We start from the raw sequence: 21,308 nt of genomic DNA on the forward strand, positions 1-21,308 counted from the left end.
CGCGAAGGCGGTGTGTCAGTTAACTTCTGCGTCGACTGACACACCGCCTTCGCGAGCAAGCCCGCTCCCACATTGGTTTTTGGGGGCCGCTTACTCTTCTTCTTTCTCTTTGACCGGTGCCGGCGGCGGACGCAAACCGATTTCCGCGGTCAGCTTGAGTTCCTTGCCGTTGCGCATCACCTGGATCGTGACCTTGTCGGTCGGCTTGATTCGCGCCACCTGATTCATCGAGCGACGGCCGTCCCCGGCCGGTTCGCCATCGATGGCAAGAATCACGTCACCCAGTTGCAGGCCGGCCTTCTGTGCCGGACCATCGCGGAAAATCCCCGCCACGACAATGCCCGGACGCCCGGACAAGCCGAAGGATTCGGCCAGTTCCTGGGTCAACGGTTGCACTTCGATACCCAGCCAGCCACGAATCACCTGGCCGTGCTCGATGATCGACTTCATCACTTCCATCGCCAGCTTTACCGGGATCGCGAAACCGATGCCCTGGGAGCCGCCGGACTTGGAGAAGATCGCCGTGTTGATGCCGGTCAGGTTGCCAATGGCGTCCACCAGTGCACCGCCCGAGTTGCCGGGGTTGATCGCGGCATCGGTCTGGATGAAATCTTCGTAGTTGTTCAGACCCAGTTGATTGCGCCCGGTGGCACTGATGATGCCCATGGTCACGGTCTGGCCGACGCCGAACGGGTTGCCGATGGCCAGCGCCACGTCGCCGATGCGGAGGTTGTCTGAGCGCCCGACGGTGATCGACGGCAGGTTTTTCAGGTCGATTTTCAGCACCGCGAGGTCAGTCTCCGGGTCGCTGCCGATCACCCGGGCCAGGGTTTCGCGGCCGTCCTTGAGCGCCACGACGATCTGGTCGGCGCCGCTGGTCACGTGGTTGTTGGTCAGGATGTAGCCTTCCGGGCTCATGATCACGCCGGAACCGAGGCTAGATTCCATGCGTTTCTGCTTGGGCGAGTTATCGCCGAAGAAACGGCGGAACTGCGGATCTTCGAACAACGGATGGTTGGGTTTGTTGATGACTTTGGTGGTGTACAGGTTCACCACCGACGGCGCCGCAGTGGTGACCGCGTCGGCGTAAGACACCGGGCCCTGTTGCATGCTGGTGGTTTGCGGCGCTTGTTGCAGATTGACGTCGAGGCTCGGGAGCCCGACCCACTGCGGGTAACGCTGGATTATCAAAAGAGCGACAAGCACGCCGGCCAACAGCGGCCAGCCGGAAAAACGCAGCGCCTTGAGCATTAAGCAGTTCCTGAGAGAGTTGCAGGCGGTATGAGACCGCTCATAATGACGCGCATTATACGAGGCCGCACGCGCCTCTGAACGGGATATTTAGGAGTCTTTCATGGCCGTCGCCCTGAGCACCCTGGTCGAAGAAGCCGACCGTTACCTCAACAGCGCGAAAATCGCCGATTACTGCCCCAATGGCTTGCAAGTCGAAGGCCGTCCGCAAGTGATGCGCATTGTCAGTGGCGTCACTGCCAGCCAGGCGTTGCTGGATGCCGCGGTAGAGGCCAATGCCGATCTGGTGCTGGTGCACCACGGCTATTTCTGGAAGGGCGAAAACCCATGTGTCACCGGGATGAAGCAGCGCCGCTTGAAGACCCTGCTCAAGCACGATATCAGCCTCTTGGCCTATCACCTGCCGCTGGATCTGCACCCGGACGTCGGCAATAACGTGCAGCTCGCGCGGCAGCTCGACATCACCGTCGAAGGTCCGCTGGACCCGGATAACCTGAAGATAGTCGGTTTGGTCGGCTCGTTGAATGAACCGATGATGCCCCGGGATTTCGCCCGCCGCGTGCAGGAAGTCATGGGTCGTGAGCCACTGTTGATCGAAGGCAGCGCCATGATCCGCCGCGTCGGCTGGTGCACCGGTGGCGGCCAGGGATACATCGATCAGGCCATTTCGGCCGGCGTCGACTTGTACCTCAGCGGCGAGGCTTCCGAGCAGACCTTCCACAGTGCACGGGAAAACGACATCAGCTTCATCGCCGCCGGTCACCATGCGACCGAGCGCTACGGCGTTCAGGCGCTGGGGGATTATCTGGCGCGGCGCTTTGCGCTGGAGCACATCTTCATCGATTGCCCCAATCCGATCTGAATCCGGGACCCCCTGTAGGAGCGAGCTTGCTCGCGATGGTCGTCAACGATAACGCTGGAAGCCTGACACCCCGCGGTGGTCTCAGGTTCATCGCGAGCAAGCTCGCTCCTACAGGGGGGGGGGCGATGTGCCCAAACAGCGGGGCATATTCATATGCTCTTTCGATCTAGTTGGCGTCCTGATTAGAAGAGGTCGCTGTGCTAGGATCCCCGCTCGAACACGGCCCGCTGGCCGTTCATAAGAAAGCTTTCGTGAGTAGCCATGGTCGACAAACTGACGCATCTGAAACAGCTGGAGGCGGAAAGCATCCACATCATCCGCGAGGTGGCCGCCGAGTTCGACAACCCGGTGATGCTGTACTCCATCGGTAAAGACTCCGCCGTGATGCTGCATCTGGCACGCAAGGCGTTCTTCCCGGGCAAGCTGCCGTTTCCGGTGATGCACGTCGACACTCGCTGGAAATTCCAGGAGATGTACGCCTTCCGAGACAAGATGGTCGCGGAGCTGGGCCTCGACCTGATCACCCACGTCAACCCGGACGGCGTGGCGCAGAACATCAATCCGTTCACCCACGGCAGCGCCAAGCACACCGACATCATGAAGACCGAGGGCCTCAAGCAGGCACTCGACAAGCATGGTTTCGACGCGGCGTTCGGCGGCGCCCGTCGCGATGAAGAGAAATCCCGCGCCAAGGAGCGCGTGTACTCGTTCCGCGACAGCAAGCACCGCTGGGACCCGAAGAACCAGCGTCCCGAGCTGTGGAACGTCTACAACGGCAAGGTCAACAAGGGCGAGTCGATCCGCGTCTTCCCGCTGTCGAACTGGACCGAACTGGACATCTGGCAGTACATCTACCTTGAAGGCATCCCGATCGTTCCGCTGTACTTCGCCGCCGAGCGTGAAGTCATCGAGAAGAACGGCACGCTGATCATGATCGACGACGAGCGCATCCTCGAGCACCTGAGCGATGAAGACAAAGCGCGTATCGTCAAAAAGAAAGTGCGTTTCCGTACCCTTGGTTGCTACCCGTTGACGGGCGCGGTGGAGTCCGAGGCCGAAAGCCTCACGGACATCATTCAGGAAATGCTCCTGACGCGAACTTCCGAGCGCCAGGGCCGTGTCATCGACCACGATGGCGCAGGCTCGATGGAAGACAAAAAACGTCAAGGGTATTTTTAAGCTTCGAGTTACAAGCGGCAAGCTGCAAGTTAAAGGCGGTATGCGTAACGTTGCAGTTTGGTGCTTGCAGCCGGTTGTTGCGAGCCGTCATCGGATGACTCGTAATGGATTTCGAGAAGCTGATTGTTTGGCAGCGTAGCAAGTATTTAGCGGTGGGAATCTATAGAGAATTTGCGCGATGTGGGGATTTTGGTTTCAAAGATCAAATTACCCGCTCCGCACTTTCGGTGCCTTCCAATATTGCTGAAGGCATGGAGCGGCGAAGCAACAGAGAAAAAGTTCGATTTCTCTGGATTGCAAAGGCCTCCAATGCGGAGCTACGCACGCAGATCATCATCGCTCGAGACATTGCTTACATCGCAGACCCGCTGGCTGAAAATTGGATTATGGAAACTCGCGAGCTTTCAAAAATGCTGTGCGGGTTGATCGACAAAATTTCTGACTAGCTGTACGCCGACAAGCTTGCCGCTTGAAGCTTACAGCTTGGAGCTTGAATGCAATGAGCCACCAATCTGATTTGATCAGCGAGGACATCCTCGCCTACCTGGGCCAGCACGAACGTAAAGAGCTGCTGCGCTTTTTGACCTGCGGTAACGTCGACGACGGCAAGAGCACCCTGATCGGGCGCCTGCTGCACGATTCCAAGATGATCTACGAAGATCACCTGGAAGCAATCACCCGCGACTCGAAAAAAGTCGGCACCACCGGCGAAGACATCGACCTGGCGTTGCTGGTAGACGGCCTGCAGGCCGAGCGTGAACAAGGCATCACCATCGATGTCGCGTACCGCTATTTCTCCACCGCCAAGCGCAAATTCATCATCGCCGACACCCCCGGCCATGAGCAGTACACCCGCAACATGGCCACCGGTGCGTCCACCTGTGACCTGGCGATCATCCTGGTCGACGCCCGCTACGGCGTGCAGACCCAGACCCGTCGCCACAGCTTCATCGCCTCGTTGCTGGGCATCAAGCACATAGTCGTGGCCATCAACAAGATGGACCTCAAGGACTTCGACCAAGGCGTGTTCGAGTCGATCAAGGCCGACTACCTGCAGTTCGCCGAAGGCCTGAAGATGAAGCCCACCAGCATGCACTTCGTGCCGATGTCGGCACTGAAGGGCGACAACGTGGTGAACAAGTCCGAGCGCTCGCCGTGGTACACCGGCCAGTCGCTGATGGAAATCCTCGAGACCGTGGAAGTGGCGGGCGATCGCAACTTCACCGACCTGCGTTTCCCGGTGCAGTACGTCAACCGTCCGAACCTGAACTTCCGTGGCTTCGCCGGTACGCTGGCCAGCGGCATCGTCAAGAAAGGCGACGAAGTCGTGGTGCTGCCGTCGGGCAAGAGCAGCCGCGTGAAGTCCATCGTCACCTTCGAAGGTGAACTGGAACACGCAGGTCCAGGTCAGGCAGTCACGCTGACCATGGAAGACGAAATCGACATCTCCCGTGGCGACCTGTTGGTTCACGCCGACAACGTGCCGCCGGTGACCGACAGCTTCGAAGCCATGCTGGTGTGGATGGCTGAAGAGCCGATGCTGCCGGGCAAGAAATACGACATCAAACGCGCCACCAGTTACGTGCCGGGCTCCATCGCCAGCATCGTCAACAAGGTCGACGTGAACACCCTGGAAGAAGGTCCGGCCAGCGCGTTGCAGTTGAACGAAATCGGCAAGGTCAAGATCGCGCTCGACGCGCCGATTGCCCTCGATGGTTACGACAGCAACCGCACCACCGGCGCCTTCATCATCATCGACCGCTTGACCAACGGCACCGTCGGCGCGGGCATGATCGTCGCCCAGCCGTTGGCCCATGGCACCAGCACCCACCACGGCAAGCTGGCCCACGTCGCCACCGAAGAGCGCGCCCAGCGCTTCGGCCAGCAACCGGCCACCGTGTTGTTCAGCGGCTTGTCGGGCGCGGGCAAGAGCACCCTGGCGTATGCGGTTGAACGCAAGCTGTTCGACCTTGGTCGTGCGGTGTACGTACTCGATGGCCAGAACCTGCGTCACGACCTGAACAAAGGTCTGCCACAGGATCGCGCCGGTCGTACCGAAAACTGGCGTCGTGCCGCGCACGTTGCGCGTCAGTTCAACGAAGCCGGTCTGCTGACCCTGGCGGCATTCGTTGCGCCGAGTGCCGAAGGTCGTGAACAGGCCCGGGAACTGATTGGCAAGGAACGTCTGCTGACGGTCTACGTCCAGGCTTCGCCGACCGTCTGCGCCGAGCGTGATCCACAGGGCCTGTACGCGGCGGCCGGGGATAACATCCCGGGTGAGTCCTTCCCGTACGACGTGCCGCTGGATGCCGACCTGGTGATCGACACCCAGTCCGTGTCGCTGGAGGAAGGCGTCAAGCAAGTGCTGGGGCTGCTGCGCGAGCGTGGTGCAATTTAAGCGCTAGCCGGAAATGAAAAACCCGCCGATGAGTGATCATCGGCGGGTTTTTTTGTGCCTTGAAATCGCCATCGCTGGCAAGCCAGCTCCCACAGTTTTGAGGGCGTTCGAAAATTTTGTGAACGACACGGTCCCTGTGGGAGCTGGCTTGCCAGCGAAGAGGCCAGTACAGGCACCTCAAGACTTTGCCGGATACTCCTGATGCATCTGTTCCAGCAACGCATCCTTGTCCTGCCACATCTGATTGATCCAGCCCTGGAACTGCAATCGGTACTCACCATCCTGGTCGTAGTTCTTGCCGATGAACTGCGGTGGAATGTTCAGCTGCTGAAAACGCACCAGCGCGTCTTTCACGCATCCACACAGCAGGTTCCAGAATCAGGAGACCTCTGAAAATCTAACGTCAGAAGGAATAGCCAGAATCCTTGATCGGAAATGGACTACAAAAAAGTCGGAAGTTGTGAAGTTTAATTGTTTTGTAAATGAGAATAGTGTTTGTAGCAGCGTAGAAGTGTTCTCGCACAGCTTGTATCAAGTGAAGCAATTGCAAGGAAGTAGGTGGTGGCTTAAGAAGTAAGCTTGCGCTCGAGGATCAAGGTGTGCGAAATAAATTTTTCCCAGTTCCGGTTGGTTATGTTTCTAGTGTTTTTGAGGTCGTTTTTTTGTGCAATCGTGTTGTTGTTGTATGTTGTTTTTTCTATTTATATTTATAGTAAGTTGATAGATGTTCCTCCGGTTCCTGATAAATTAGTTATGAAAGAGGCTTTTGTATATAGAGGGCTTTCGCAAGCTTCAAAGACAACATCTTTTTTGTATCTGAGGGTTGGGGCTGGTGACGCTGCTTATAAATATATCATTGAGGCTTCGAGTCGCGATATTGTGTACGCGAACTTTGATAAGCCGCAAAAGCTGTGGGTGGCGGTAGATTCTGATCGAAGTAAAAAATTTGTTTGGGGAGTATATGATGATAATTATGGCTTGTTGATAAGTCGTCAAGATATATTGCGCTGGGTCACTTCAGTCAATGTTGATAATTATTTTATACTTTCTTTGATGTTTATTTCGTCATTGTATTTCATCTATATTATTTTTTTGACTGGTGTTTGGAATAGAGTTGCAGCGAAAAGGATGGCTTGTGAAAATAAATAAGATTGATGGTGGGGTATTTTTAATTGACGAGTTTTTAACTCGAGGTGAAGAGGAATGTATAAATCTTCAGCTCAAGGGCTCAGTTTGGAGATACAACTGGCCAAGTTATGAGGGACTTCCGTTTGTTAGGCCTTGTTGGCATTTTTTTATTGCAGGTAAAGGTCGGCCGGATCGGAAATCATGTTTAGGTAAGAGCAGCGGCAAGCTCTTAGCTGCAAGAAAAAGCCCGCAGGCAAGTGATTGTCTGTGGGCTTTTTTGTGTCTGTTCTGTCGCGAGCTTTATGTACGAGTCGACCCCTGTGGGAGCGGGCTCGCGAAAACGGTGGGTCAGTCAGCATCTATGTTGAATGTTAGTCCGTATTCGCGAGCAAGCCCGCTCCCACATTGGTTCAGCGGCGGTCAGGGAACTCGCGGTGCATCTGCGCAAGCAACGCATCCTTGTCCTGCCACATCTGATTGATCCAGCCCTGGAACTGCAATCGGTACTCACCATCCTGATCGTAGTTCTTGCCGATGAACTGTGGTGGAATCTTCAGCTCTTCAAAGTGCACCACCACGTCTGCAATATTCCCGCACAACAAGTCCCAGAAACCAGGGCGCCCGGCGGGGTAGTGGATGGTCACGTTGACGATGGACTCCAGTTGCTCACCCATCGCATCCAGCACAAAGGCAATGCCACCGGCCTTGGGCTTGAGCAGGTACTTGAAAGGCGATTTCTGCTGGGCATGCTTGCCCTCGGTGAAGCGGGTGCCTTCGACGAAGTTGAAGATTCCCACCGGGTTGTCGCGGAATTTCGCGCAGGTCTTGCGGGTGGTTTCCAGGTCCTTGCCTTTTTTCTCCGGGTGCTTCTCCAGATAGGCCTTGGAGTAGCGCTTCATGAACGGAAAGCCCAGCGCCCACCAGGCCAGACCAATCACCGGGACCCAGATCAGCTCCTGCTTGAGAAAGAACTTCAACGGTTGGATGCGTCGGTTGAGCACGTATTGCAGTACCAGGATGTCGACCCAGCTCTGGTGGTTGCTGGTGATCAGGTAGGAGTGCTGATAGTCGAGGCCTTGCAGGCCGCTGATGTGCCAGCGCGTGCGGCGCACCAGGTTCATCCAGCCTTTGTTGAGGCTGATCCAGGCTTCGTGGGTGTGGCTCATCAGCCAGCCCGCGAGGCGCTGGGTGAGGGCGAACGGCAGTACCTTGATGAGCGCCACGCAGAACAGGAACGAGCAGAGCAGAATCGTGTTCAGTGCCAATAGCAGCGAGGCGATCACGCCCCGCAGCGGAGCAGGTAGGAAGTCCAGCATTTACACATCCATAGGTCGGTTGGCGGCTTGAATCGCGGTCAGGGCGATGGTGTAGACGATGTCGTCGACCTGCGCGCCGCGCGGCAAATCGTTCACCGGTTTGCGCAGGCCTTGCAGCATCGGCCCGAGGCTGACGCAGTCGGCGCTGCGCTGTACGGCTTTGTGGGTGGTGTTGCCGGTGTTGAGATCGGGGAACACATACACCGTGGCACGACCGGCCACCTGGCTGTTCGGCGCCAGCTGCCGGGCGACGCTTTCGTTGGCCGCGGCATCGTACTGCAAGGGGCCGTCGATCAGCAGCGAGTGCTGCTGTTCGTGGGCGAGCAGGGTGGCCTCGCGGACCTTCTCGACTTCCTCGCCGCTGGCCGATTCGCCGCTGGAGTAGCTGATCATCGCCACCCGTGGCGTGATGCCAAATGCGGCGGCCGAGTCGGCGCTTTGCAGGGCGATCTCGGCCAGTTCGCTGGCGCTCGGGTGCGGGTTCATCACGCAGTCGCCGTAGACCAGCACTTCTTCGGGGAACAGCATGAAGAACACCGAAGACACCAGGGTGCAGCCGGGCGCCGTTTTAATCAGCTGCAGGGCCGGGCGGATGGTGTTGGCGGTGGTGTTGATCACGCCCGATACGAGCCCGTCGACTTCATCCAGGGCCAGCATCATGGTGCCGATCACCACGGTGTCTTCCAGTTGCTGCTCGGCCATCGGCGCATTGAGGCTTTTGCTTTTGCGCAGCGCGACCATTGGTTCGACGTAGTGCTCGCGGATCAAATCCGGATCGATGATTTCCAGGCCGGGCGGCAACTCGATGCCCTGGGCGCGGGCGACGGCCTGCACGTCCTCGGGCTTGGCCAGCAGCACGCAACGTGCGATGCCTCGGGCCTGGCAGATCGCCGCGGCCTGCACGGTCAGCGGCTCGCTGCCTTCGGGCAGCACGATGCGCTTGTTGGCCGCCTGGGCGCGCTGGATCAATTGATAGCGGAACACCGCTGGCGACAGGCGCATCTCGCGCGGTGTACCGCAGCGCTGGTGCAACCAGTTGGCATCGAGATGGCCAGCGATGAAATCGGTGATGATTTCGGCGCGCTCGCGGTCGTCGATGGGGATTTCCTTGTTCAGGCCATTGAGCAGGTTGGCGGTGTCGTAAGAGCCGGTACTCACCGACAGCACCGGCAGCCCGGCCTGCAGGGCGCCGCGGCACAGGTCCATGATGCGCGGGTCGGGCAGGGTGTCGCTGGTCAGCAGCAGGCCGGCGAGCGGCACGCCGTTCAAGGCCGCGAGGCTGACGGCGAGGATGATGTCGTCGCGATCGCCGGGGGTCACCACCAGCACGCCGGGCTTGAGCAACTCCACGGTGTTGCGCATGGTGCGGGCGCAAATGATGATTTTGGTCATGCGCCGGGTTTCATAGTCACCGGCGTTGAGCACTTGCGCGCCCATCAGGTCGGCGACGTCGCGGGTGCGCGGGGCGTTCAGTTCCGGCTGGAACGGAATGCAGCCGAGCAAGCGGAAATCACCACTGCGCAGCAACGGTGAATGCTCCTTCAGGCGCGTGGCGAAGGCTTCCATGCTTTCCTCGGTCTTGACCTTGTTGAGGATCACACCGAGGACTTTCGGGTCTTTCGGGCCGCCGAACAATTGCGCCTGCAACTCGACGCGACCGGAGAGCTCGGTCAGCACTTCGTTTTCCGGTGCCGAAACCAGGATCACCTCGGCGTCGAGGCTCTTGGCCAGGTGCAGGTTGACCCGCGCGGCGTAACTGGCGCTGCGGGTCGGCACCATGCCTTCGACGATCAGCACGTCCTTGCCGATGGCCGCCTGCTGATACAGGGTGATGATTTCTTCGAGCAACTCATCGAGCTGGCCGTCGCCGAGCATGCGCTCGACATGCGCCAGGCCCAGTGGCTGAGGCGGTTTCAAGCCGTGGGTGCGCGCCACCAGCTCGGTGGAACGTTCCGGGCCCGTGTCGCCCGGATGCGGCTGGGCAATCGGTTTGAAAAAGCCGACCTTGAGCCCGGCGCGCTCAAGGGTGCGTACCAGCCCGAGGCTGATGGAGGTCAGACCCACACCAAAATCGGTGGGCGCGATAAAAAAAGTTTGCATGCGGATTCTCTGGAAGGTGCATGGCAATGGTCACGACCTATGGCTGGTCGATTACCGAAATTCAGTCGCCAAGGTTATCGCTAACCGTGCCTTGTGCGCACCAACCGCAATCAAAGGGCTGGCCTATTTTTTCCTGGCGCAGCACAGGGTCCATGACCCAGGCGCGGGATTGCCAGGGCGGCTGGTGCCGCAGGTGTTGGGTGTGGCCGCAGGAAAGCTCGGCCACCCAGTGGCCGTCCTCGTCCTGATGGAAGCCTGTGACCGTCGAATCCCGTTTGTCCGGGTTGTGTTCGCTTTCGGTCGATTGCTTCGCTAAACTTGGCCTTTCAATCTTCTTATGCAAAAGGTCTCGCCCCATGCTGATCGCCGCCAATAAGGCTGTCTCCATCGACTATACCCTGACCAACGACGCTGGTGAGGTCATCGACAGCTCCGCCGGCGGCGCGCCGCTGGTCTACCTGCAAGGCGCAGGCAACATCATCCCGGGCCTGGAAAAGGCTCTGGAAGGCAAGACTGTCGGCGACGAGCTGACCGTAGCCGTTGAACCGGAAGACGCTTACGGCGAATACGCTGCCGAACTGGTCAGCACCCTGAGCCGCAGCATGTTCGAAGGCGTCGACGAGCTGGAAGTGGGCATGCAGTTCCACGCTTCCGCTCCGGACGGCCAGATGCAGATCGTGACCATCCGTGATCTGGACGGCGACGACGTGACCGTTGACGGCAACCACCCGTTGGCCGGTCAGCGCCTGAATTTCCAGGTCAAGATCGTTGCCATCCGTGACGCCAGCCAGGAAGAAATCGCTCATGGCCACGTCCATGGCGAAGGCGGCCATCACCACTGATTTCTGCGCTAAGCTCAGATAACTGGAGAGGCGCCCCGAGGGCGCCTTTTTAGTCTGCGGCTGTCCCTGATGACACCGCCAAGTGGCTGTTTCGAGAAGAACACGGGAATCTGGAGTACGCCATGAGTGCTTTTCACGACCTTAAATTGACAGCCCTGGATGGACAGGAGCTACCTCTGGCGCCTTTCAAAGGCCAAGTCGTACTGGTGGTCAACGTCGCCTCCAAATGCGGCCTGACCCCGCAGTACGCGGCGCTGGAAAACCTCTACCAGCAATACAAGGGCAAAGGCTTCAGTGTGCTGGGCTTGCCGTGCAACCAGTTTGCCGGACAGGAACCGGGGAGCGAGCAGGAGATCAAGGATTTCTGCAGCCTCAACTATGGCGTGACCTTTCCGTTGTCCAGCAAGCTGGAAGTCAACGGGCATGACCGTCATCAGTTGTACCGCTTGCTGGCGGGCGAGGGCGCGGAATTCCCCGGCGATATCACCTGGAACTTCGAGAAGTTCCTGCTCGGCAAGGATGGCCGCGTACTGGCGAGATTCTCGCCACGCACGGCGCCGGATGATCCGACCATCGTTCACGCGATTGAAAAAGCGCTTCGCTGAAATTCTCCTCTCCCTCTGTAGGAGCGAGCTCGCTCGCGATGGTTACAGGAACACCGCGGGGCATCAGACCGCCAGCGTTATCGTTGACCACCATCGCGAGCAAGCTCGCTCCTACATCACCTAAATCAATAGTGCTGTTCAGTACGCGCGAACCTCCATATTATCGCCGTCATAAAGTCATTCCCTGTGGAGCGTCCCATGCCCGTCAAAGCCCTGTTCAAACCGTTCCACCTCGGCACCCTCGAACTGCCGACCCGCGTCGTCATGGCGCCGATGACCCGCTCGTTTTCTCCGGGCGGCGTGCCGAACTCCAAAGTGATCGAATACTATCGTCGCCGCGCCGCTGCGGGCGTTGGCCTCATCATCACCGAAGGCACCACCGTCGGTCACAAGGCGTCCAACGGCTACCCGAACGTTCCGCACTTCTATGGTGAAGCGGCGCTGGCCGGCTGGAAGAAAGTCGTCGACGCCGTTCACGCCGAAGGCGGCAAGATCGTTCCGCAGTTGTGGCATGTGGGCAGCGTACGTCGTATCGGCACCGAGCCGGACGCCAGCGTACCGGGCTATGGCCCGTCGGAAAAAATCAAGGACGGCCAGGTCGTTGTGCACGGCATGACCCAACAGGATATCCAGGACGTGATCGCCGCGTTCGCCCAGGCTGCCAGGGACGCCCAGAGCATCGGCATGGACGGCGTGGAAATCCACGGCGCCCACGGTTACCTGGTCGACCAGTTCTTCTGGGAAGGCAGCAACCAGCGTACCGACGAATACGGCGGCAGCCTGGCCAACCGTTCGCGCTTCGCCATTGAATTGATTCAGGCCGTGCGTGCCGCGGTCGGTGAAGGTTTCCCGATCATCTTCCGCTTCTCCCAGTGGAAGCAACAGGACTACACCGCGCGCTTGGTGCAAACCCCGGAGGCGCTGGGCGAGTTCCTCAAGCCGTTGGCCGATGCCGGCGTGGATATTTTTCACTGCTCGACCCGCCGCTTCTGGGAGCCGGAGTTCGACGGTTCCGAGCTGAACCTGGCTGGCTGGACCCGCCAACTCACCGGCAAGCCGACCATCACCGTGGGCAGCGTCGGCCTGGACGGCGAGTTCCTGCAGTTCATGGTCAACACCGACAAGGTGGCACAACCGGCCAGCCTGGAAAAACTGCTGGAGCGCCTGAACAACGACGAGTTCGACCTGGTGGCGGTCGGTCGTGCGTTGCTGGTGGACCCGGACTGGGCACAGAAAGTGCGCGATGGTCGTGAGGACGACATCCTGCCGTTCAGCCGTGAGGCGTTGATGACGCTGGTTTAAGCGGCGACCCTACTGCCGCCTTCGCGAGCAGGCTCGCTCCCACAGGGGATTTGTGTACGACACAGAACCAATGTGGGAGCGAGCCTGCTCGCGATGGCTGACTCAAGGCCACCGGAAGTCAGGGAACAATCGGTGCATTCGGCAGCACCATCTCCCGGGCACAGGCCCCGCGCAATTGTCCCTCGAACTGTTCGATGATCGTCGCCCAGCCTTGGCGACTGGCATGCTGGCGTGCATTGAGCCGTACATTGCGCAAGGCCTCCCTGTCCTCCAGCAGCCATGCCGCTGCATCGCAGAACGCTTCTTCATCCCCCGGCATCGCCAGCACACCGTTGTAGCCATGACGAATATGCTGGGCCGCCGCTGCCTGATCATAGGCCACCACGCCGAGCCCCGATGCCAGAGCTTCAAGCACCACATTGCCGAAGGTTTCAGTCAGGCTCGGAAACAGAAACACGTCCCCCGACGCGTAGTGACATGCCAAGGCTTCACCCCGCTGGGTGCCGCAGAAAATCGCCTCGGGCATTTCGTTTTGCAGTTCCTGGCGTTGCGGGCCGTCGCCGACCACGATCAGTTTCAGAGTGCGCCGGGGATAACTCGCCTTGAGGGTATTGAAGGTGCGTTTGAGCAAGCCAAGATTCTTTTCCGGGGCCAGGCGTCCGACGTGAATGACGGCGATGTCTTCCTCGGTCAGTCCCCATTGCTCACGCAGGGCACTTAATCGTTTGGCCGGGTGAAACAACTCACTGTCGACCCCTCGGGAGAGCAACGCCAGTCGTTCGAAATGCCGTCGTTCCAGCTCCATGCGCTGACTGACGCTCGGCACCAGGGTCATGGTCGAGCGGTTGTGGAACCAGCGCAGGTAGTGAGTCAGCAGGCGCGTGAGCAAACCAAGGCCGTACTGGTTGGAGTACTGCTGGAAATTGGTGTGGAAACCGCTGACCACGGAAATCCCCAGACGCCGTGCTGCACGCAAGGCCGACAGGCCCAGCGGGCCCTCGGTGGCAATGTAGAGCACGTCCGGGCGGTGACGCGTCCAGCGCCGCAGCAGCTTGTGCATCGATGACTGACCCCATTGCAGACCGGGATAGCCCGGTAGCGGCCAGCCGCGGCACAGCAGCAATTCATCGTCGCTGCCCAACTGCTGGTCGCAGCCCTGGCGTGGTCGCACCAGTTCCACCTGATGCCCGCGCGCGCGCAAACCGTCGCACAAGCGACCCAGGGTATTGGCCACGCCGTTGATTTCCGGAGGGAAGGTTTCGGTGATCAGGGTGATATGCAGAGCTGTCGTCATGACCCCAGTGTCGGCTGGGGCCATGTCGTCAGTGTGACGTCGGGATGATGGATTTGTGACCGGGGTGCCGGTGGTGGTGACTCAGCGCTGGGTCACCAGGTTTTCCGCGCCGCGCTCACGCACCCAGAACAACGTCGCCCCGGCCACTGCCGCCGGCATCATCAGGATGTTGACCACCGGAATCAGCAACACCAGATAAACAATCCCGCCAAAACTCATGCTCTGCCAGCGCTTCTCGCGCAGCCAGCCAAGCATTTCGTTCCAGCCCAGCTTGTGGTTGTCCGCCGGGTAGTCGATGTACTGGATCGCCATCATCCACACCCCGAACAACAGCCACAGCGGTGCGGCGATAATGTTCACCACCGGGATGAACGAGAGGATGAACAGCCCGATCGCCCGCGGCAGGAAGTAGCCAAGCTTGCGCATTTCCCGGGCCAGGGTGCGCGGGATCATCGCAATCAGTTCGCCCCAGCTGAAGGCCGGAAAATCATCGGTGCCGCGCACAACCACTTCGACTTTCTCCGCGAGGAAGCCGTTGAATGGCGCGGCAATGACGTTGGCGAGCATGGTGAAGGTGAAGAACACCATCAGCACGACGAGGACTACGAACAGCGGCCAGAGGATGTAGCTGAGAAAACTCAGCCAGTCGGGCAGGGACGGCATCAGCGTGTCGACCCACAGGCTGAATTGATGGCCGGCCAGGTAGATCAATCCGACGAACAGCACCAGGTTGATCGCCAGCGGCAACAACACAAACAAACGCAGGCTGGGGCTCAGCACCAGCTTGAGGCCTTCGCGCAGGTATTGCGGGCCGGACAGAACAGGGGCGGGCATAAGGTGCTCCGGGCAGAGGGAAAACGCGCCGACCTTACCGGCTTTGCTACACATGCGAAAGCGCGGTGGCGGTATCGACATTCACTGTAACAAAGACGTCGATATCGTCGGGCAGATTGCATAGAGACCACCTATGAGCTGGATTGTTAATCCGTATTTCCTTAATCTTCGCCCCCTCGATACGCTGCACCCAATCTTTTTACAGGACGGTCGTGTTCAAGCCTTCCCCAAGTGCTTTCAACCGTTCTTTTTTATTCCAGCCGGCAATCCGGCGTTCCGCGCCAGGTGTTCCGGGCCGGTCAACAGGAGCAGGTCATGTCTGAAGTCCGTCATTCGCGAGTGATTATTCTCGGTTCCGGCCCTGCCGGTTACAGCGCTGCGGTCTATGCCGCCCGTGCCAACCTCAAGCCACTGCTGATCACCGGCATGCAGGCCGGCGGTCAACTGACCACCACCACCGAAGTCGACAACTGGCCGGGCGACGTCCACGGCCTGACCGGCCCGGCGCTGATGGAGCGGATGCGCGAGCACGCCGAACGCTTTGAAACCGAGATCGTTTTCGATCACATCAATGCCGTGGACTTCGCTGCCAAGCCATACACCCTGACTGGCGACAGTGCGACCTACACCTGCGACGCCCTGATCATCGCCACCGGCGCCAGTGCTCGTTACCTGGGCCTGCCGTCCGAAGAAGCGTTCATGGGCAAAGGCGTCTCCGCCTGCGCGACCTGCGACGGTTTCTTCTATCGCAACAAGCCGGTGGCTGTGGTCGGCGGTGGCAACACCGCTGTCGAAGAAGCCCTGTACCTGGCCAACATCGCCAGCAAAGTCACCCTGATCCACCGTCGCGAAACCTTCCGCGCCGAGAAGATCCTGATCGACAAGCTGAACGCCCGTGTTGCCGAAGGCAAGATCGAGCTGAAGCTGAACGCGACCCTGGACGAAGTGCTGGGCGACAACATGGGCGTGACCGGTGCCCGCCTGAAGAATAACGACGGCAGCTTCGACGAAGTGAAAGTCGACGGCGTGTTCATCGCCATCGGCCACACCCCGAACACTTCGCTGTTCGAAGGCCAGCTGACGTTGAAAGACGGTTACCTGGTTGTGCAGGGCGGCCGTGACGGCAACGCCACCGCCACCAGCCTCGAAGGCATCTTCGCCGCCGGTGACGTGGCCGACCACGTGTACCGTCAGGCCATCACCTCGGCTGGCGCCGGTTGCATGGCGGCACTGGATGCCGAGCGTTACCTCGACAATCTGCAGAACGCTTGATTCTGTTTTGGTAAAAAAACCGGCCTCGGCCGGTTTTTTTATGCCCACGATTTAATGCTTGATAACACTCCGGTGTGGGAGCGGGCTTGCTCGCGAAGGCGGTGTGTCATTCAACATTGATGCTGGCTGATCCACCGCTTTCGCGAGCAAGCCCGCTCCCACAGGGATAGTGTTCAGGTCAGTTTTGCAAGACAGGCTTCAAGAATATCCAGCCCTTCTTCCAGCACCGCAGCCTCGATGGTCAACGGCGCCAGCAAGCGAATGATGTGCCGCGACTTGCCACTGGGCATCAGCAGCAGGCCCGCATCCCGCGCCAAAGTCAGCAGTTGGGTCAATTGTGCCGGGGCGGGCGAGCCATCGGCGTTGATCAGCTCGATACCACGCATCGCACCGACACCGGTAAGTCGGCCCAGGTACGGCGTCAGGCTGTTCGCGCGCCAGGTTTCATGGCGGCCGACAATCGCTTCCTCCTGTTGTGTGCCCCAGGCGTGCAGGTTGGCATCGGTCATTTCATCCAGCGTCGCCAGCGCGGCGGCGCAGGCGATGGGATTGCCCGAGTAAGTGCCACCGAGTCCACCCTTGGGCAGGTTATCCAGCAGCGATTTGCGCCCGACCACCGCCCCGAGTGGCACGCCGCCGGCGATGCTTTTGCCGAGCAGGACCAAGTCCGGTTCGATGCTCAACCGTGAGAACGCGAAGCGCTGGCCGGTGCGGCCGAAACCGGACTGGATCTCATCGGCGATCAGCACAATGCCCTTGTCGTCGCAGAACTTGCGCAACACTTGGGCGAACTCGACATCCATGGCCAGGAACCCCGCTTCGCCCTGCACCGGTTCGACGATAAAGCAGGCGACGTCTTCGACATCAATCTCGACGCTGAACAGGCGCTCCATGGCTTTGAGGGCTTCGGCGCAGGTCACGCCGTTGTCCGGGCCGGGAAAGGGCAGGTGATACACCGGCCCCGGCAGCACGCCGATTTTCTGTTTGTAGGGCGCCACTTTGCCATTGAGGTTGAGCGTGGCCAGTGTGCGGCCGTGGAATGCGCCGTCGAAGGCGATGACCGCGCTGCGGCCGGTGGCGCCACGGACGATCTTCAGGGCGTTTTCCGCCGCCTCCGCGCCGCTGTTGGTGAGCATGCCGCTGACCGGATAACCCACCGGCATGAACGCACTGAGGCGATCCATCAGTTCGAGGTAAGGCACATGGGGCGCCGCGTTGAACGCATAGTGGGTCAGTCGTGTGGCTTGTTCGCGAATGGCCTCGACGATGCGCGGGTGGCAATGGCCGAGGTTCAACACGCCAATGCCACCGACAAAGTCGATGTAGCGTTTGCCATCGGTGTCCCAGACCTCGGCGTTTTTACCGTGGCTGAGCGTGACAGGGTGAACGATGTTGATCGACTGGCTGATGGTTTCGCTGCGCATGAATGACCGGCTCGGAAGAAGGAGGACTTCTTTTTATCTAAGCCGTGAGCGGTGCTACGGGGCAAACGAAATAAAGTTGCCGGGTCAATCTTAAAAGTCGGGTTGTGCTTGTGATCAATTCCGCGCCATGAACGCAAAACCTGTAGGAGCGAGCTTGCTCGCGATGGTGGTGAACGATGACGCTGGGAGCCTGACACCCCGTGGCGTTCTTCAGTCCATCGCGAGCGGGCTCGCTCCTACAAATCAAATCAGCGGCGAGTCAGCGGCTGTTGGGTGAACTTCACACCCGCCAGGCCATGGGCAATCAGCGCCCGGATGTTGCCGTGGTCGCTGCCTTCTGGCGTTGCCAGCACCGAGCGGTAATGCTCGCCGAAAGCCAGCAGGGCTTCTTGATCGCTCAAGCCTTCGAGCAGCGCCAGCCCCAGGGTCTTGCACGAGCCTTCGTTCTGCCCGGCCGCGTTTTCCACACCACCGTTGTTGAAGGCCTGAGGCTGGTAGTCGTAACCGCCAGCAATGAACGCCAGGGTGTCGGCGAAGGCGTGTTCGCCGCTGTTGAGGCTGGCGCGCAAGGTGTTCAAATCACTCATTGGGTTTTCCTTTGGCGAACGCCGCCTGTTGTTCGGCGCTGGCTTCTTGCTGATATTGGGCTTTCCATTCGGCGTACGGCATGCCGTAAACCACTTCGCGGGCTTCGTCGAGGCTGACCTCGATCTGGCGCTCGTCCGCCGCCGCCTTGTACCACTTGGACAGGCAGTTGCGGCAGAAGCCCGAGAGGTTCATCAGGTCGATGTTCTGCACATCCTTGCGGCTGTCCAGGTGGGCCACCAGCCGACGAAAGGCGGCGGCTTCGAGTTCAAGGCGTTGTTGATCGGTCATGGGGGTCTCTGCGAGACAGCTTTGAGCGACAAGCTTCAAGCTGCAAGATGGATTGCGGTGGCTTCTAGCTTACCGCTTGAAGCTTCAAGCTTGAAGCTTAGCGGCTTGCCGCGAGCGTTATCGACACCGACTCGGCGAATCGCAGCGCGTGGGGCTTGTCGACCTCGACTTCGGCGTAGAGCACCGATGCGTTGGCCATCACCAGGTCGAGAATTTCCTGGGTCAGGCGTTCGAGCAGCGCAAAGCGGTTGCCTTCCACGTGGGCGATGATCGCCTTGGTGATCGTGCGGTAGTTCAGCGCGTGATCGATGTCGTTGTCACGTACCGCTTCCTGGGCCGCGTACAGAATGGTGAGGTTGATCAGTACATCCTGCTTGTTGAGGATTTCATCCTCATTGATGCCGATGAAGGTACGCAGGCACAGGTCTTTGACCCGGATACGTGCCATGCCTGGCTGAAGTTGTGGCATTGCTACTTGCTCCGTCCAATCAATTGCAGGAACTCCTGGCGGGTGTTACTCGACTCGCGGAAGGCGCCGAGCATCACGGAGGTGTTCATGGTCGAATTCTGTTTCTCGACGCCGCGCATCATCATGCACATGTGCTGCGCTTCGATGACCACTGCGACGCCTGCCGCACCGGTCACCTGTTGCACGGCGTCGGCGATTTGCCGGGTGAGGTTTTCCTGGATTTGCAGGCGCCGGGCGAACATGTCCACCAGCCGCGCAATCTTCGACAGCCCCAGCACCTTGCCGGTTGGAATATAAGCCACATGCGCCTTGCCGATGAAGGGCAGCATGTGGTGTTCGCAAAGCGAATACAGCTCGATGTTGTCGACGATCACCATTTCATCGTTGTCGGAGGCGAACAGCGCGCCATTGACGATCTCTTCGACACTTTGTTCGTAGCCATGGCAAAGGTACTGCATGGCTTTGGCTGCGCGCACCGGGGTGTCGAGCAGGCCTTCGCGGTCTGGATTTTCACCGAGTCCGATGAGGATCTGTCGATAATTCTGGGGCAGGGATAACGTCATGGAAAATCCTCGCGGGACACTTACTTGATGTGCCTTCCGCCGTTGACGGTCAGGGTGGTGCCGGTGACATAAGGGTTGTCGAGCAGATAGCGCAGGCTCTGGTAGATCACTTCGCAGCCAGGCTCGATGCCCAGCGCGGACTTGGCCAGTGCCTTGGCGCGGTAGGCCGCGTCGTCTTCAGGGTTGAACAGTAGCAGGGCCGGCGCAATCCCGTTGACCTTGATGTCCGGCGCGTACCTGGCGGCGAAGGACAGGGTCAGGCTGTCGAGTCCGGCTTTGCTGGCGCAATAGCCGATGTGTTTGCTGCTGCCCTTGCGGGTCACGTCATCGCTGATGTGCACAATGTCTGCGGGGCTTGAGCGTTGCAGCAGATCGGCGCAATGCAGGTTGATCAGGTAGGGCGCCAGCATGTGCACGCTGAACATGCGGGTGAATGCGGCGGCGTCAGTGTCCGGTGTTTCGGCCAGCCATTCGGAGGCGTTGTGGACAATCGCCCGCAAACAGTCGGTGTGGGTTTTCAGTTCACTGATGAAGGCGAGGATCCCGGCCTCGCTGGCGAAGTCCGCGAACACGGCGGTGGCCCCCAGGTCGCGCAGGGTTTGTACGCCGGGCCGCTCGCTGCGGTAACTGAAAATCACGCGATGGCCGTCTTCCAGCAATCGCCGGGCGCAGTGCAGGCCGACACGCTGGCCGGCGCCGGTAATCAGGATAGGGGCTACGGAAGAAGTCATGAACGGCTCGCGTCGCGGTGAGAGTAAAACTATACCAGCGACGGCAGCGCTCTACCTATTATGCAAAACGGGTCTGTGTGGGAGCGGGCTTGCTCGCGAAAGCGTTGTGTCAGCCGGAACAAATGTTGACTGACATACCGTCTTCGCGAGCAAGTCGGATCGCCGCACCGCCGCTCCCACAAGGGTTGTCAGTGGTTTTGGGTAGTGGGTTGTGCGGGCAAGGGCCGCGTAGAGGCACTGTTCAGCCAGGTGGCAAGCAGTCGAGTGGACAAAGGGATGAAGAAATAAACCATCAACGGCGTCAGGCACAGGGTGCTGACGAGCACGCGGGGCAGTAGCGCCATCTCGCCCAGCAGCGGCCCCAGCACAAAGTTGAACAGCAGCGAGACCGGAAAGAACGCCAGCCAGATCGCCACGGCCTGTTTCCAGCGCGGCGGGCGTTGGCCGGCGACGCCAAACCAGCCTTCGATGCCGCTGACCCGGTGTTCTGTCGGGTGGGCGAACAGGTCGCTGCCGCGTCCGAGCCAGGCGCTGCGAGAGACGGAATGTTCCCAGGCGTGCAAGGTCTGCTCGTCGGCGAAGCGGAAGATGATCTGGAATTCGTCGTCCTCGGGTGGCGGAGCGAGCACACCGGAGCCGAGGTAGCCGGGAAAATCGGTGGCCAGTTGTTCGCCTTCGCGCAGCCAGGCGATCAGGTCCTGATAACGTCCATTGGCAACGCGGCGCGCAACCATCAGCGTGACGGGTGGGGTAGACATTGTGTATCTCCATAAGACATTTGCGTCGCTCCGGATAGGGGCTTCGCCAGGCGCAGTGCCGGGGTGGTGGGCTGCGACTTGAAACAAGCAAGGATTATTCCTGA

The 21,308-nt window shown here is 59.6% G+C and carries 22 protein-coding genes and 1 pseudogene; 9 read left to right on the forward strand and 14 right to left on the reverse strand.

What is annotated here, in order from left to right:
- Nucleotides 1–90: 90 nt before the first annotated feature.
- Nucleotides 91–1,251, reverse strand: coding sequence for a Do family serine endopeptidase AlgW (algW, locus tag AC3WN7_RS25075; protein ID WP_095965884.1), 1,161 nt, complete (start codon nt 1,249–1,251; stop codon nt 91–93).
- Nucleotides 1,252–1,354: 103 nt separating this feature from the next.
- On the opposite strand from algW, the gene AC3WN7_RS25080 reads away from it, so the two are divergent.
- The 4 genes from AC3WN7_RS25080 to cysN all read left to right on the forward strand — a co-directional run bounded on the left by AC3WN7_RS25080 (nt 1,355) and on the right by cysN (nt 5,690).
- The gene (locus AC3WN7_RS25080) at nt 1,355–2,113 is read left to right on the forward strand and encodes a Nif3-like dinuclear metal center hexameric protein (protein WP_102675401.1); all 759 of its coding nucleotides are present in this window, start codon (nt 1,355–1,357) and stop codon (nt 2,111–2,113) included.
- 261 nt (nt 2,114–2,374) lie between these two features.
- Nucleotides 2,375–3,292 carry a sulfate adenylyltransferase subunit CysD gene (cysD, locus tag AC3WN7_RS25085; protein ID WP_007970286.1) on the forward strand — a complete coding sequence of 306 codons (918 nt, stop codon included), beginning with the start codon at nt 2,375–2,377 and terminating at the stop codon, nt 3,290–3,292.
- A gap of 104 nt (nt 3,293–3,396) precedes the next feature.
- The gene (locus tag AC3WN7_RS25090) at nt 3,397–3,738 is read left to right on the forward strand and encodes a four helix bundle protein (RefSeq protein ID WP_102675402.1); all 342 of its coding nucleotides are present in this window, start codon (nt 3,397–3,399) and stop codon (nt 3,736–3,738) included.
- 53 nt (nt 3,739–3,791) lie between these two features.
- Complete coding sequence (cysN, locus tag AC3WN7_RS25095) at nt 3,792–5,690, forward strand: sulfate adenylyltransferase subunit CysN (protein WP_095965880.1); 1,899 nt, start codon at nt 3,792–3,794, stop codon at nt 5,688–5,690.
- A gap of 177 nt (nt 5,691–5,867) precedes the next feature.
- On the opposite strand, the pseudogene AC3WN7_RS25100 reads toward cysN, so the two are convergent.
- Nucleotides 5,868–6,068: pseudogene (locus AC3WN7_RS25100) on the reverse strand (acyltransferase); the annotation flags it as partial.
- Between the two features lie 294 nt (nt 6,069–6,362).
- Between AC3WN7_RS25100 and AC3WN7_RS25105 the strand changes: the two are divergent.
- Nucleotides 6,363–6,839: a hypothetical protein gene (locus AC3WN7_RS25105; RefSeq protein ID WP_146022447.1), complete on the forward strand. Its 477-nt coding sequence runs from the start codon at nt 6,363–6,365 to the stop codon at nt 6,837–6,839.
- A 389-nt stretch (nt 6,840–7,228) separates the two neighbouring features.
- On the opposite strand, the gene yihG is transcribed toward AC3WN7_RS25105, so the two are convergent.
- The 3 genes from yihG to AC3WN7_RS25120 form a co-directional block, all read right to left on the reverse strand.
- On the reverse strand, nt 7,229–8,134 hold the full coding sequence (gene yihG / locus AC3WN7_RS25110; protein ID WP_102675404.1) for a 1-acylglycerol-3-phosphate O-acyltransferase, YihG family: 906 nt from the start codon (nt 8,132–8,134) through the stop codon (nt 7,229–7,231).
- Nucleotides 8,135–10,234: a phosphate acetyltransferase gene (pta, locus tag AC3WN7_RS25115; RefSeq protein ID WP_102675405.1), complete on the reverse strand. Its 2,100-nt coding sequence runs from the start codon at nt 10,232–10,234 to the stop codon at nt 8,135–8,137. It lies immediately after the preceding gene.
- A 61-nt stretch (nt 10,235–10,295) separates the two neighbouring features.
- Complete coding sequence (locus tag AC3WN7_RS25120) at nt 10,296–10,622, reverse strand: DUF3565 domain-containing protein (protein WP_102675406.1); 327 nt, start codon at nt 10,620–10,622, stop codon at nt 10,296–10,298.
- Here AC3WN7_RS25120 and AC3WN7_RS25125 point away from each other — a divergent pair.
- From AC3WN7_RS25125 to AC3WN7_RS25135, 3 genes are all read left to right on the forward strand, one after another.
- Nucleotides 10,591–11,076, forward strand: coding sequence for an FKBP-type peptidyl-prolyl cis-trans isomerase (locus AC3WN7_RS25125; protein ID WP_008000574.1), 486 nt, complete (start codon nt 10,591–10,593; stop codon nt 11,074–11,076). The two genes, AC3WN7_RS25120 and AC3WN7_RS25125, sit on opposite strands and share 32 nt — an antisense overlap.
- Before the next feature lie 122 nt (nt 11,077–11,198).
- A complete protein-coding gene (locus AC3WN7_RS25130) occupies nt 11,199–11,681 on the forward strand; it encodes a glutathione peroxidase (RefSeq protein ID WP_008000576.1) in 483 nt (160 codons plus the stop codon).
- Between the two features lie 198 nt (nt 11,682–11,879).
- Complete coding sequence (locus AC3WN7_RS25135) at nt 11,880–12,983, forward strand: NADH:flavin oxidoreductase (RefSeq protein WP_102675407.1); 1,104 nt, start codon at nt 11,880–11,882, stop codon at nt 12,981–12,983.
- 118 nt (nt 12,984–13,101) lie between these two features.
- Here the strand turns inward: AC3WN7_RS25135 and AC3WN7_RS25140 are convergent, their stop codons facing one another.
- Both AC3WN7_RS25140 and cysZ read right to left on the reverse strand, forming a co-directional pair.
- The gene (locus tag AC3WN7_RS25140) at nt 13,102–14,301 is read right to left on the reverse strand and encodes a glycosyltransferase family 4 protein (protein ID WP_095965875.1); all 1,200 of its coding nucleotides are present in this window, start codon (nt 14,299–14,301) and stop codon (nt 13,102–13,104) included.
- 57 nt (nt 14,302–14,358) lie between these two features.
- Nucleotides 14,359–15,111 carry a sulfate transporter CysZ gene (cysZ, locus tag AC3WN7_RS25145; RefSeq protein WP_102675408.1) on the reverse strand — a complete coding sequence of 251 codons (753 nt, stop codon included), beginning with the start codon at nt 15,109–15,111 and terminating at the stop codon, nt 14,359–14,361.
- 315 nt (nt 15,112–15,426) lie between these two features.
- Here cysZ and trxB point away from each other — a divergent pair, with 315 nt between their 5' ends.
- Nucleotides 15,427–16,383: a thioredoxin-disulfide reductase gene (gene trxB, locus AC3WN7_RS25150; RefSeq protein ID WP_095965873.1), complete on the forward strand. Its 957-nt coding sequence runs from the start codon at nt 15,427–15,429 to the stop codon at nt 16,381–16,383.
- A 173-nt stretch (nt 16,384–16,556) separates the two neighbouring features.
- On the opposite strand, the gene AC3WN7_RS25155 is transcribed toward trxB, so the two are convergent.
- From AC3WN7_RS25155 to AC3WN7_RS25185, 7 genes are all read right to left on the reverse strand, one after another.
- Nucleotides 16,557–17,807 carry a 2-aminoadipate transaminase gene (locus AC3WN7_RS25155; RefSeq protein WP_095965872.1) on the reverse strand — a complete coding sequence of 417 codons (1,251 nt, stop codon included), beginning with the start codon at nt 17,805–17,807 and terminating at the stop codon, nt 16,557–16,559.
- A 248-nt stretch (nt 17,808–18,055) separates the two neighbouring features.
- Nucleotides 18,056–18,394, reverse strand: coding sequence for a HopJ type III effector protein (locus AC3WN7_RS25160; protein WP_095965871.1), 339 nt, complete (start codon nt 18,392–18,394; stop codon nt 18,056–18,058).
- Nucleotides 18,387–18,683, reverse strand: coding sequence for a DUF1244 domain-containing protein (locus AC3WN7_RS25165; protein ID WP_008023232.1), 297 nt, complete (start codon nt 18,681–18,683; stop codon nt 18,387–18,389). The genes AC3WN7_RS25160 and AC3WN7_RS25165 overlap by 8 nt, the downstream gene beginning before the upstream one ends.
- 97 nt (nt 18,684–18,780) lie before the next feature.
- Nucleotides 18,781–19,152: a dihydroneopterin triphosphate 2'-epimerase gene (gene folX / locus AC3WN7_RS25170; protein WP_007970304.1), complete on the reverse strand. Its 372-nt coding sequence runs from the start codon at nt 19,150–19,152 to the stop codon at nt 18,781–18,783.
- 2 nt (nt 19,153–19,154) lie between these two features.
- On the reverse strand, nt 19,155–19,715 hold the full coding sequence (folE, locus tag AC3WN7_RS25175) for a GTP cyclohydrolase I FolE (protein ID WP_095965870.1): 561 nt from the start codon (nt 19,713–19,715) through the stop codon (nt 19,155–19,157).
- Nucleotides 19,716–19,735: 20 nt separating this feature from the next.
- Complete coding sequence (gene folM, locus AC3WN7_RS25180; RefSeq protein ID WP_102675409.1) at nt 19,736–20,446, reverse strand: dihydromonapterin reductase; 711 nt, start codon at nt 20,444–20,446, stop codon at nt 19,736–19,738.
- Nucleotides 20,447–20,634: 188 nt separating this feature from the next.
- Nucleotides 20,635–21,204, reverse strand: a complete 570-nt coding sequence (locus AC3WN7_RS25185) for an antibiotic biosynthesis monooxygenase (RefSeq protein WP_102675410.1) — start codon at nt 21,202–21,204, stop codon at nt 20,635–20,637.
- Between the last annotated feature and the right edge of the window lie 104 nt (nt 21,205–21,308).

It is taken from the genome of Pseudomonas sp. FW305-70, assembly GCF_058783925.1.